The organism is Ancrocorticia sp. (genome assembly GCF_052089425.1).
Classification (GTDB): Bacteria; Actinomycetota; Actinomycetes; order Actinomycetales; family Actinomycetaceae; genus Ancrocorticia.
The window spans coordinates 8,344-19,727 of sequence record NZ_JBQCZW010000034.1 but is presented as its reverse complement, the minus strand read 5'-3'; the positions used below and the strand labels follow the sequence as shown (position 1 = coordinate 19,727).

Below are 11,384 nucleotides of genomic sequence, written 5' to 3'. Positions count from 1 at the left end.
CACACCACATGTTACGTGGCGACCATTACGGCGCAGGCACCGCGCACGCGACTATCCCACCCAGCCCGAGAACCACCTACCAGTCAACAGAACCACCTAGAACGACGAGTACCCTGACGGTCCCGCTACACATGGCCGGACACTCACCAGTACTAGCAGCAGTCCTAGCAGCACTGTCCGCGATGCGTTTGACGAGCCGCCAGAGATATGGAGGGTGAGCCAGTTCAGCGAGAGTGAGTGAATGCCGCGGGAGTGAGTGAATGCCGCGAATGGCGGTGTTGTACGGCATCGCTCGTGGTTTTGCCTATCTCGCAGCGTATTCACTCACTCTTGTACATTCCCTGTGGCACAGCCGGACCGATCGGCTCAGTCTGGAATTTTCTGAGGCACAACGTGACAAGTTTTCTGAGGGACCGAGTCACGAGCGTGCTAGGAACGATGCGGCGCCCTGGCACGGCTCGGGTCCCACGAGTTGTTTACCGGACCCGTGTCCAGAATGCTCCGAGCTCCGAGGAACTCTGGTTCCATCGGACCATGAACCTAGTTCGGCTCATGACGTACAGGTGGTCATTCGTGACAGCAGCCGTCACACATCACCGCGACATGCAAAGATGCCCGAAGAGACTCACCGTCTCTCCGGGCACCTTTCAATCGCTGTCGCTCTGCGTGGGCTGCTCTGTGGCTGCAGGTAGGCTACTCTGCCGCGGCAGCTACCTTGGCCCGGTTCATTGCCATCCACTCACAAGCAAGAGCCACCAGCGCAACCCCAGCAACCACTATAAATCCAGTGGAAGATCCACTGTGTGTTCCGGCGCGGAACGCTGCACTGCCAGGCTCAAGGCCAAGTTGCCCCGCGGCGATGATGGTGGACAACACGGTCATCGCCATGGCGCCACAGAACTGTTGCGAGGTGTTCATGAGGGCGGTGGCGTCGGCCGTAAGCCGCCCAGAAATACCGGACATGCCGTGGGTCTGGGTGTTGGCGAAGGCCAACCCGAATCCGAACATGAAGATGAAGTGGAACCCACACAGGGCGAGAACGCTCAGCTGCCCCAGTGTCCCGAAGATAGCGAGTCCACCTGCACCAATGAAGGCTACCGTGGCGCCGGAAAGGATAGGGAGCCGTGCCCCGAAACGGTCAAGAACCATGCCACCAAGAGGAGCAAATGCCGCGCCGATAAGAGCCCCGGGAAGGCCGACAAGTCCAGCGGCCATAGGCGACATCCCCAAGGCCAGCTGCGCATAGTTGGGCAGGATGTACCCGAGCCCCAAGCAGGCAAACTGCAGCATGGCGAAGGCGCCAAGGCTGAACGCAAAGGTGCGATCAGCCAGCACTTCGAGGTGGAGGATGGGCGTAGAGGAGCGATGCGAAATGACGGCGAACGTCAGCAACGCCGCGATCCCCACCACGAGCAAAGCGATAACAGCGAAATCGCCCCAGCTTTCCCACGGAGCATCGGAGCTGACAACGGATCCGATCCTCTCAACGCCCAGCACTAGTCCAATGAGTCCAACGGCCATGAGGCCAAGTTGGAGGAAGCTCAGGGGCTCGCGAACGGTGGGCATCGGCTGGCTGATGCAGCGCACACCCACCCACAGAGCCACGGCCAGCAACGGCAACGTCAGCCAGAAAACTGCGCGCCAGCTGGCGAAAGTACCGACCACTCCTCCAAGTGTGGGCCCGAGTGCCGGCGCGATGCCAAGGACAAGGGCGCCAACACCCATGAGTTGGCCAACTTTGGCGCGTGGGGCCTGCATGAGGATGGTGGTGAACATGAGTGGGGTGGCGATTCCGGTGCCAATGCCTTGAAGCAGTCGCCCGGCCAGCAGCACGGAATAGACGGGAGCAAGAGCCGCAACGATTGCTCCGATAGTGACGGCGCAGGCGGCGGTAACGAAGAGGGTGCGCGCCATGAAGCGGCGCTGCAGGTAGCCGGAAATCGGCATGATCACAGAAACAACCAGCAGGTAGCCGGTCGTCATCCACGAAACATCGCCCATTCCGATAGAAAACTCGTCCATGAGGGCCGGGAACAGGACGTTCACAACGGTTTCAAGAAGAAGCCCGAGGAAGGCGAGCACTGCCGTAGCGAAGATGGCGCCGGCTAGACGCGGCGAGATTTTCTCTGTGGCCTCAAACTGGCCGGAATCGTCCGCGATAGTACTGACATCAGATGCAGTCACGTGTGGTGTTACCTTTCTAGACACGGCGAGCTGCGCGAACGGATGCAGCCCACCGGCTAGCGTCCTACCCCGCCGTGTGAGCGCCAGATGAGGTTATCGAGTTTGCCAGTGCGTTCGTAAGCGAGAGGCACGGTGGGATTCGCCACGCGTTGTGATAGAACGACGACGACGGCGTACTAGGCCCTACCTATGATCCCCGAGCTTCATCCACTTGTCGCCGCGAACACGCAGCAGCATGGTGCCGCCGCGGGCGGCCATGAACAGTACGGCGTAGGCTCCCCAGAGCGCGAGCAGCCCGGCCCGGCCGCTACCCCATGCCATGACGGCCAAGGCAGCCGGCGTGAAGGCAGCTAGCGAGATCACCATGTAGAGTGCGAGCTTGTTTGTATCGCCCGCCCCGATCAGCACGCCGTCCAACATGTACGCAACAGAGGCGATGGGAATGGCAAGGGCTGCGATCCACAGAGACTGGGTGGCGAGGGTCCTGACGGCCGGATCTTCACTGACTAGCGTGGGTAAGAACCAGCTGAGCCCGAAGATGATAACTCCCAGCCCCGCCCCGTACACGAACCCTCGGTTCAGGCACCGTCCCAGTACGGTTTTGACGCGTGCGCGGTCCGCAGATCCGAGGCCCTGACCTACGAGGATTTGGGCGGATGTGGCCAGAGCGTCTAGCCCGTAGGCAGCGAAGTTCCATACCGTCATCGTGATCTGGTTGGAGGCAAGTGCCTCGGTCCCCAAACCGGTGGCTGCTGTGATCTGTAGAAGGATCGCTGCACGCAGGGAGACTGTCCGGATAATGAGGGGGCCAGCATCGCGCAGTGACCGCAGTACTCCCGCACCGGAGGGGAGGAAGCTAGCCCCGGCCTTGCGGCCCGACCGGATCACAACGGAAGCCAGCCAGATGCCCATACCAGTCTGTGCGATGGCTGTGCCAAGCCCGGCGCCAAAGATTCCGAGGCCTGCGGGATAGATGAGAACGAAGTTGAGGGGGATGTTCGCGATGGCACCGGCCGTTGCGGCATAAAGCGGAGTTTTCGTGTCCCCCATGCCCCGCAGTGTGCCTGTTGCGGCCAGCACCAACAGCATTCCGGGTAGCCCAAATGCGGAGGAGCGCAGGTATCGCACCGCTTCTTCCAACACGTCGCCTTCCGGCCCGAACAAGCCAAGGAACGGGCGGGCGAAGATCGTCAGTAGCACCATGAGAATGATGCCTAGCCCAACCGCTAGCCACATGCCGTCAATTCCCTGGCGGAAGGCCTGCTTGGCCTTGCCAGCTCCAAACAGTCGCGCAGTTGCCCCGGTGGTGGCATAGGCCAGAAAGATACACAGCCCGACAAGCGTGGTGAGGATTGTGGAGGCTAGTGAGAGGCCGGCCAGCGGAACGGTTCCGAGGCGTCCCACCATGATCGAATCAACGGCGATGAGCAGTGGTTCGGCAAGAAGTGAGCCGAGGGATGGAAGGGCAAGGCGTCGAATATCACGATCGATCTGGTGGTGATTTGTCACCACCTCAGCCTAGTGGTTGTGGCTCCTTGGGCGCTCGATACTTCAATCACAGCTTGAGGACTCAGGTTATTACTTTGAGCAATTTTTCCACCGCAAGGGAAGCAAAAGTTTTCCCCAGCTGTGGATAAGTTTGGGGACGGAATGACGCCAGTGTCCCAAGAGTTATCCCCAACTGTGCACAACTGGGTGCAAGAAAGTGGAGAATTCCCGAGCGCTGTCCACATCATCGGCTGTGGTTAGCCACAGGACTGACGGCGTGTATCCACAAAACAGCTGTTCGATCAGCTTGCGTTTGTATATTCCGTTGGTACTATCCGCACCGCCACGTGCCCGGCTTTCGGAGGCCAGCCCGACCCTCCTGAAGGTTGTTGATCCCCGGTATCCGCGTACGAAACCATGGGCTATTCTGGGAGATCGGCGGCAACAGGTAGGAGTCATTCCATGTCATCAGTGAGCGAAGGCGCCATGGCGGGATCATCGTTCGAGCGGACGCCACCGCAAAACATCGATGCGGAAATGTCTGTTCTTGGCGGGATGATGCTCTCCAAGGATGCGATCGCGGACGTCATCGAAATCATCCTTCCCACGGATTACTACCGCCCGGCTCACACCACCATCCATGGCGTGATTATTGACCTGTTCGGCAGGGGCGAGCCCGCGGACGCGGTCACCGTTGGTGCGGAGCTCAAGCGGACGGGCGAGTTGGATCGGATCGGTGGCCTGCCCTACCTCCACACGTTGGTTTCCACGGTCCCCACTGCCGCCAACGCCGGCTATTACGCGCAGATCGTGCGCGAACAGGCGCAGCTACGCTCGCTTGTGGAAGCTGGCACACGCATCGTCCAACTGGGCTACACAACTGACGGGGCGGACGCCGAGTCGTTGGTCAATATGGCCCAGTCTGAGGTGTACTCCATCAGTGAGCAGCGCGAAAAGAACGATTTTGCAACCTTGGAGGAGATCGTTCCCGGCCTGTATGACGAACTTGAGGCTAATGAGAATCAGGATGGTGGCCTTCAGGGAGTTCCCACGGGCTTCACCGAACTAGACAACAAGCTGAACGGCCTACGTCCAGGCCAGATGGTGATCGTGGCCGCTCGCCCGGGTGCCGGCAAATCGACACTCGCGATGGACTTCTGCCGCTCGGCAGCTATCCACAACGGGATGCCCGCAGCATACTTCTCTCTGGAGATGAGCCGAAACGAGCTCTCGATGCGCCTATTGGCCGCCGAATCACGCGTGTTCCTTGACCGAATGCTCAAAGGAGAGATGGAAACCGAGGATTGGCAGCGCATCGCCGTTACCCTCGATCGGATTTCTCAAAGTCCCTTTATTGTGGACGATTCCCCCAACTTGACGATGGGGGAGATCCGCGCCAAGTCCCGCCGTATGAAGCAGCAGTATGACATCAAGATTATCGTGATCGATTACCTCCAGCTGCTGACCTCAGGTGCCAAATCTGTGGAATCGCGCCAGCAGGAAGTCTCTGAGTTTTCGCGCTCCATCAAACTGTTGGCCAAGGAGCTAGAGGTCCCGATTATCGCGGTGGCTCAGCTCAATCGTGATCCTGAGCGACGCAACGATAAGAAGCCCATGGTGTCCGATCTTCGTGAATCGGGATCACTTGAGCAGGACGCTGATGTGGTTCTGCTGATTCATCGCGATGATATGTACAACCAAGATTCGGAGCGAGTGGGCCTCGCTGAGATCATCGTGGGCAAACAGCGCTCTGGCCCTACGGGATCCGTTGAGCTTGCTTTCCAGGGGCATTTCGCCAAGTTTGCTGAGGTGGCGCAGTAGGCTGAGAAAGCTGCTGATCTGGTCTAGATCTTTGGTGGGTGGGCCTTGGTCTGGCGGTGAAGCCTGGGTCGGCGGTCAAGCGTGGGTCGTGGGCTGGCGGTGAAGCATTGTGACGAACAAAAACGGGGAGCGAACCGAAGTTCGCTCCCCGTCGTCGTCGACAAACCGTCGGCGCCCAAAAACTACTTAGCGCTAATCACCGAACCGGCCGGCTGCTCGGGCACGTACGCACCCTGCCATACGGTATCGAACGGGGTGTGCGCACTCACGCGGGCGCGGATCCCTTCGGTTACCATATCCTTGGCAACACGAACCGCATCGTGGATCTGTGCGCCCTTGGCCAGCTCGGCCGTGATGGCCGCCGCCAGCGTGCACCCCGCGCCGGATACGCGATGCTGGCCGATCTTGGGGGTGGAGTACGCGGTGGCGGATTCCCCGTCCCACAGCACGTCAACTGCCTCTTCACCGGGGAAATCGATTCCGCCCTTGACTAGCACGTACTTAGGGCCCAGCTTGGAGATGCGCTCGGCGGCCTCGGCTAGATCCTGAACAGACTCCAGTTTCTCCATGCCGGACAGAGTGCAGGCCTCGAAATAATTCGGAGTGGCAACGGTGGCCAGCGGCAGGATCTGCTCGCGCAGCGCGTTGTCAGTATCGAGGGCAGCGCCGGGTTCCTGCCCCTTACAAATGAGCACCGGATCAAGAACCACGTTCGCCCAGTCCTGCGTTTTCAGGCCCTTGGACACGGCGGCGATGGTGTCAGGATGACCGAGCATACCGATCTTCACCGTATCCACATCCTGAGCCGTCAGTGCGGCCTCCATCTGGTCCTCGATCACCTGAGGGTCAACGGGAACGAAGCGGTGGGCCCAGTCATTGTTCGGATCGAAGGAAACGATGCACGTGAGCGTGCCCATGCCGTAAACGCCGAGCTGCTGGAATGTTTTGAGATCTACCTGAAATCCGGCGCCGCCGGTGGCTTCCGAACCGGCAACAGTGTACGCGAAATTGACCATCATTCTCCTTGTTGGATCCACGGGCGATAGCCGCCCACCACTTATGATGCTAGGCGGCACAACCCCACAATGCACGGGCTGCTCACCACGTGAGGCGGGGTTGGCCCAGTAACCTTGTTACTAGTACTGGGCCTGAGCGGGACTGGCGCCGGACAGTCCGTAGCCGGCGGCCCCTCGCGCCCCGCTAGCTATTCTTGGTTTCCGGATCGGCGTTCTGACGAATTCCGGATTCGAGCGCGTCAATGCGGCTGAGATCTTCGGTGCCCAGCTCCAGCTTGGTGGCCTCGAAGTTCTCCTGCATCCGCTCGAGGTGGCGGGACTTCGGGATGACGATGCGATCCTGAGCCAAGTGCCATGCCAAGACCACCTGTGCGGGGCTGGCGTTGTGCGCGGCGGCGATCTCCTCCACCACGGGGTTGGCGATGTCCGCCCCGTGCCCGATGGGCGAATATGCTTCCACCGCCATGCCAGCCTTTCGGCTCGCGGCCTCGTAGCCTCGCTGCTGCAGGCTGGGATGAGCCTCGAACTGGTTGACCATCGGGGCAATCGCGGCAGAGTCCAGCACTGCCTCGATGGCGCTGGGCATGAAGTTGGAGATGCCGATCGCCTTGGCACGCCCGGAATTGTAGATCTCCTCGAAGGCCTTCCAAGTTTCGATGTACAGGCCGCGCTTCGGCAGTGGCCAGTGGATCAGATACAGGTCAACATAATCAAGCCCGAGCCGGTCCATGGATGCTTCGAATCCTGCTAGGGCCTCGTTGTAACCCTGATCGCTGTTTTGAAGCTTTGTCGTGATGAAAAGGTCCTCGCGAGGTACATCGGTGGCGCGAATGGCTGCACCGAAACCTTCTTCGTTTCCGTAGGCTGCGGCGCCATCGAAGTGGCGGTAGCCGATTTCCAAGCCCTGTTCGACGTTTGCTTGGACCTCGTCGGCCGGAACCTGCCAGAGGCCCAGCCCGATCTTGGGAATTGTTGTTCCATTGGACAAAGTAATTGTGCTCATGGCTCTAGTGTGCCTGCTGGGGGCCGCAAGGTATAGGGCGCCTCGCTGGCCGCGAAGTGTGGGATGAGTTTTGGTGACGACGACGGCGACGGCACCTTCCGTATCGCCGGAACGGCTGGACCGTAGTGGGGCGCCTTCGTGGATAGTTGCAGGCCCGAGTAGCCTTGAGGGCATGGACACTGCAACGCATCACATTGAAGGCCACACGATGTACGAGCATTGGCTCACGGTGCCCTTGGATTACTTCGGTGCCTGCACACTTCTACCGCCCGATCAGGACTCGCGGATGATTCCTGATCGGATCAACCTGTTCGCTCGTGAATATGTGCGCGATGGGCACGCGGGTGATCCCCGGCTGGTGTTCTTTCAGGGAGGGCCGGGATCTGCTGGCCCGCGCATGGCCCCCATCGGTACGTGGCTAGACACGGCGCTTGAGAACTTTCGGGTAGTACTCATTGATGAACGCGGCACGGGCAACTCGCACCCGATGGATGCAGCGGCGCTCGCGGCCGTACGCGCTCCCGAGGCGCAGGCGATGTATCTTTCGTGCTTCCGGCAGGATTCGATCGTGCGAGACGCAGAGATTCTGCGCCGGGAGTTGCAGGGCGATCAGCCGTGGGCGGCGTTGGGCCAGAGCTTCGGCGGGTTCACCGTAACGTGCTACCTGTCCCAAGCCCCCGAGGGCCTGAGTGAGGCCTACATTACGGCGGGCCTACCTTCGCTCACGGAGCACCCGGATTCGGTGTACGAACTGACCTACCGCGAGGTGGCCAAGCGGAACGAGCAATTCTTTGCCAGATACCCGGGAGATGAAGGGACAGCGTGGTATGTGGCCTCGCATTTGGCGGATGTGGAGGAGCACCTCTCAACCGGCGAACGCCTGACCCCAGCCCGGTTCCGCCAGATCGGGATCACGCTAGGCCACTCCTATGGACTGGAAAACCTGCATTTCCTGTTGGAGGATCCGGTGTGGAGCGTTGGCGGCCAGCGCAGGTTGAGGCCCCAGTTCCTCGCAAGAGTGGGTAAGCTTCTATCCTTCGCGGACAATCCGCTCTACGGGCTCATCCACGAATCGATCTATGCTCAACGATCCACAGGCGCCACGAGGTGGAGTGCTCAGCGTGTTCGCGGGCAGTTCCCGGAGTTCGTGCTGCCGGCCCCCAGCGCGGGCGCTTCGGGAGAAACGGACCTTCGCAGGGAGGGCCACGGGTTCCGCTTCACCGGCGAACACGTGTACCCGTGGCAGATCGAACAGGACCCAGCTCTCGCCCCACTATCAGAGGCCGCGGAGATTCTGGCGTTCGAAACTCGCTGGCCGCAGCTCTACTCTCCCGAAGCTCTGGCAGAGAACACGGTGCCAACCGCCGCCTGGATATATGTTGACGATGTGTTCGTACCGTATTCGATCTCCTACGCCACCGCGAAGCAGATTCGCGGGCTCAAGCCGCTCATCTCCAACGAATACCATCACGATGGCCTTCGTACGGGCGGCCCGAAAATGATCGAGCAGCTTATCGGGGCCGTCCGGGGTTGAGCTACTTCTTGATTACGCTCAGGATAATCGCCAAGGATTCTGCCCGATCTGGGTTGAGCCGGTAGCTGGAGCGGCCAGCGTTCTGTACCCATTCGAAATCCAACAGTGTGCGTAGGTGGTGATATACCTGCCCCGTTGTGCCCATGTTGAGCTTTTCCACCAGCTCCTTCACGGATACTGGTTCTCCCGCCGTCAGCTCACAAATGTGCAAGCGGATCGGGTGCCCGAGGGCTGAAATATCATTTGCGGCAAGTTGGAAGGACATTCCGGCGAAGGTCAGCGGTGGCCTTGCCTTGAGCGTTGTTGGTTCTCCAGCAACGTAATCGTGTAGAGCCTGTCCAGCTTCGAATGCTCTGGTACTGAGTTCCACGAGCTTTGGATCATTGGCTGGTGCGGCGGGCTCTGGTTGTGGTGTTGGTGCGTTCGTGTTCACAGGACCCCCTTGTGTCTTGTGATATAGCGTATCGCTCAACAGGGTGCTCCGTCTGCAATTTTCCGGTTCAGCAGAAAATAGTTTTCATTGATTTCCCAATGTTTTGGGGCGTTTCCGTAGTGAGGGGGAATGGACCCCGGACCTAGGTCCGTATTTGGTGCGGTCGGCACTTGAGAGCGCGCCGGTGTCGCCAGTTCTTTTTCGACGACGACTGGACCCAACGCACGATCGTCAGCCGGAGGAAACGTCGGGGTGCGAAGGGAAGCGGTTCCTGTGGGGTCTCTAGTGTGCTGGACCGAAATGTAGCTTGAGTCCGAGTGCTTCGGAGACCTTAACAATTGTCGCGAAGGTCGGGTTGCTATCAGCCGAAAGTGCCTTGTAGAGACCTTCACGGCTCATGCTAATCAATGACGTGGCGACAACGTGAGCGTCCGCCCGCCGAAGGTGGCCGTGACTTCGACGGTGCCGCCGAGGGCTTCAACGTAGGACTTCAGGGTGGCGAGGCCAGATCGGTCAAGGTCGCCCGCTTCCAGCGCGGAGACGGTCGGCTGGGTCAGTGCCATGCGTTCGGCGAGTTCCTTCTGCGTCACTCCTTGTTCCTCGCGAATCTCACGAAGCCTGTAGGCGCGTTCCTCTTCCTCCATGCGAGTAACGTGCTCGGCAACGGCCGTCTCGTCAACGGGACGCTTGGCACGTATATCACTCCACGAGGTGGTCTTCGTCTTGGTACTCATCTCACTCCTCCTCACTCGTTAGCCACTCATCGAACCTGTCATCGGCTACCGGGATGTTCTGGTCGTACCACTGCTTCCACCTACCGGATTTGTCTCCGGCGATGAGCAGGATGGCCCTGCGCTTCGGGTCGAATGCGAACAGAATCCTGATCTCGCTACGACCCGACGATCCGGGCCGCAGTTCCTTCATGTTGTGGTGCCGGGAACCCTTGATTCGGTCCGCTGTCGGCCTGCCGAGCATGGGGCCCTCTGTCTCCAGTCGAGAGATCGCGGCGGCGACCAGATTGTAGGTCACGTCATCTAACCCCAGAACCCACGACTCAACGTCCTCCCAGAGTCGCACATCCCAAGACATGCCACGAGTATAGATCAGGGACGATATTGATTCAAGTCAATACTGCGGGTTGGTGCTCACTCAAGGTCTCACCGTCACCGCGGTGACGCGACCGCATGATCTTCCGCAACCTAACGAACTCGACGCCGCACTGATGTCATTGGTGCGGGGGTTCCGCATCTGGAAAGGACTCGTCGCCTCATGACGACACCTCATCAGACTTCCCCACAGGGACGCAGAAACGCGACCCGCGCGCTCATCGTCGGGTCGGCAGCACACGCGGCCCGAAATTCCAAGCGGGTCAAGATCGATACCAGAGCCCAGCGCGGACTCCTCCGAAAGGCTCCACCCATCGGTCCGGCGCCGAGCGCCACCACTTATTTGGCGCGTCCCCAGCTAAGACGCCATAACCTGACACGGTTAGTCACCTCCGTGCCACTACACACTAGCCAGACTCGAGCACCATGAACACTCTGGACTAAACTACGAGCGAAGATCAATCAACAAGAGAGGTTGCCGATGTCCTACGAACTCGCTGACAAGTTGGTCGTCGGCGTCGCGTCCAGCGCGCTGTTCGATCTCCACGAGTCCGACGCGGTGTTCCGTGCACGCGGCGAGGATGAGTATCGCGCCTATCAAGAGGAGCACCTGAACGACAAACTCAAACCGGGAGTAGCTTTCCCTTTCGTTCGCCGTCTGCTCACGCTCAATGATCTTGCCCGTACCGACTCTCCGCTGGTTGAAGTCATTATTCTTTCGCGGAACGACCCGGAAACTGGTCTTCGTGTGATGAGGTCGATCAAGGCTCACAATCTTCCCATCACTCGTGCGATCTTC

At 59.9% G+C, this 11,384-nt stretch carries 11 protein-coding genes; 3 read left to right on the top strand and 8 right to left on the bottom strand.

Features of this window, described 5'->3' with window-relative positions:
- Positions 1 to 693 precede the first annotated feature (693 nt).
- Both ACTHV6_RS09885 and ACTHV6_RS09880 read right to left on the bottom strand, forming a co-directional pair.
- The gene (locus ACTHV6_RS09885) at positions 694 to 2,184 is read right to left on the bottom strand and encodes an MFS transporter (RefSeq protein WP_441387313.1); all 1,491 of its coding nucleotides are present in this window, start codon (positions 2,182 to 2,184) and stop codon (positions 694 to 696) included.
- Positions 2,185 to 2,367: 183 nt separating this feature from the next.
- A complete protein-coding gene (locus ACTHV6_RS09880; RefSeq protein ID WP_441387311.1) occupies positions 2,368 to 3,693 on the bottom strand; it encodes an MATE family efflux transporter in 1,326 nt (441 codons plus the stop codon).
- A 441-nt stretch (positions 3,694 to 4,134) separates the two neighbouring features.
- Here ACTHV6_RS09880 and dnaB point away from each other — a divergent pair, with 441 nt between their 5' ends.
- Positions 4,135 to 5,493: a replicative DNA helicase gene (gene dnaB / locus ACTHV6_RS09875; protein WP_441387309.1), complete on the top strand. Its 1,359-nt coding sequence runs from the start codon at positions 4,135 to 4,137 to the stop codon at positions 5,491 to 5,493.
- A gap of 182 nt (positions 5,494 to 5,675) precedes the next feature.
- Here the strand turns inward: dnaB and thiD are convergent, their stop codons facing one another.
- Together thiD and ACTHV6_RS09865 are read right to left on the bottom strand one after the other, a co-directional pair.
- The gene (gene thiD / locus ACTHV6_RS09870; protein ID WP_441387314.1) at positions 5,676 to 6,509 is read right to left on the bottom strand and encodes a bifunctional hydroxymethylpyrimidine kinase/phosphomethylpyrimidine kinase; all 834 of its coding nucleotides are present in this window, start codon (positions 6,507 to 6,509) and stop codon (positions 5,676 to 5,678) included.
- Between the two features lie 184 nt (positions 6,510 to 6,693).
- Positions 6,694 to 7,512 carry an aldo/keto reductase gene (locus tag ACTHV6_RS09865; RefSeq protein ID WP_441387307.1) on the bottom strand — a complete coding sequence of 273 codons (819 nt, stop codon included), beginning with the start codon at positions 7,510 to 7,512 and terminating at the stop codon, positions 6,694 to 6,696.
- A gap of 172 nt (positions 7,513 to 7,684) precedes the next feature.
- Here ACTHV6_RS09865 and ACTHV6_RS09860 point away from each other — a divergent pair, with 172 nt between their 5' ends.
- A complete protein-coding gene (locus ACTHV6_RS09860) occupies positions 7,685 to 9,046 on the top strand; it encodes an alpha/beta fold hydrolase (protein WP_441387305.1) in 1,362 nt (453 codons plus the stop codon).
- A gap of 1 nt (position 9,047) precedes the next feature.
- Here ACTHV6_RS09860 and ACTHV6_RS09855 read toward each other — a convergent pair whose 3' ends face one another.
- The 4 genes from ACTHV6_RS09855 to ACTHV6_RS09840 all read right to left on the bottom strand — a co-directional run bounded on the left by ACTHV6_RS09855 (position 9,048) and on the right by ACTHV6_RS09840 (position 10,568).
- Positions 9,048 to 9,479, bottom strand: a complete 432-nt coding sequence (locus tag ACTHV6_RS09855) for an ArsR/SmtB family transcription factor (protein WP_441387303.1) — start codon at positions 9,477 to 9,479, stop codon at positions 9,048 to 9,050.
- 282 nt (positions 9,480 to 9,761) lie between these two features.
- Entirely contained in the window at positions 9,762 to 9,878 is a 117-nt protein-coding gene (locus tag ACTHV6_RS09850; protein WP_441387301.1) for a helix-turn-helix domain-containing transcriptional regulator, read from the bottom strand.
- Positions 9,879 to 9,883: 5 nt separating this feature from the next.
- Positions 9,884 to 10,213 carry a helix-turn-helix domain-containing protein gene (locus ACTHV6_RS09845; RefSeq protein WP_441387299.1) on the bottom strand — a complete coding sequence of 110 codons (330 nt, stop codon included), beginning with the start codon at positions 10,211 to 10,213 and terminating at the stop codon, positions 9,884 to 9,886.
- 1 nt (position 10,214) lies between these two features.
- Positions 10,215 to 10,568 carry a type II toxin-antitoxin system RelE/ParE family toxin gene (locus ACTHV6_RS09840; protein WP_441387298.1) on the bottom strand — a complete coding sequence of 118 codons (354 nt, stop codon included), beginning with the start codon at positions 10,566 to 10,568 and terminating at the stop codon, positions 10,215 to 10,217.
- Positions 10,569 to 11,066: 498 nt separating this feature from the next.
- Here ACTHV6_RS09840 and ACTHV6_RS09835 point away from each other — a divergent pair.
- Positions 11,067 to 11,384: 5'-nucleotidase (locus ACTHV6_RS09835; protein ID WP_441387296.1), on the top strand; the 318-nt coding region annotated here is incomplete at its 3' end.

What these genes read in the sequence shown, in the direction of transcription:
- ACTHV6_RS09850 (WP_441387301.1), bottom strand. Translation starts at nt 9,878, where the DNA reads ATGAGCCGTGAAGGTCTCTACAAGGCACTTTCGGCTGATAGCAACCCG.
- ACTHV6_RS09860 (WP_441387305.1), top strand. Translation starts at nt 7,685, where the DNA reads ATGGACACTGCAACGCATCACATTGAAGGCCACACGATGTACGAGCAT.
- dnaB (WP_441387309.1), top strand. Translation starts at nt 4,135, where the DNA reads ATGTCATCAGTGAGCGAAGGCGCCATGGCGGGATCATCGTTCGAGCGG.
- ACTHV6_RS09865 (WP_441387307.1), bottom strand. Translation starts at nt 7,512, where the DNA reads ATGAGCACAATTACTTTGTCCAATGGAACAACAATTCCCAAGATCGGG.
- ACTHV6_RS09840 (WP_441387298.1), bottom strand. Translation starts at nt 10,568, where the DNA reads ATGTCTTGGGATGTGCGACTCTGGGAGGACGTTGAGTCGTGGGTTCTG.
- thiD (WP_441387314.1), bottom strand. Translation starts at nt 6,509, where the DNA reads ATGGTCAATTTCGCGTACACTGTTGCCGGTTCGGAAGCCACCGGCGGC.
- ACTHV6_RS09845 (WP_441387299.1), bottom strand. Translation starts at nt 10,213, where the DNA reads ATGAGTACCAAGACGAAGACCACCTCGTGGAGTGATATACGTGCCAAG.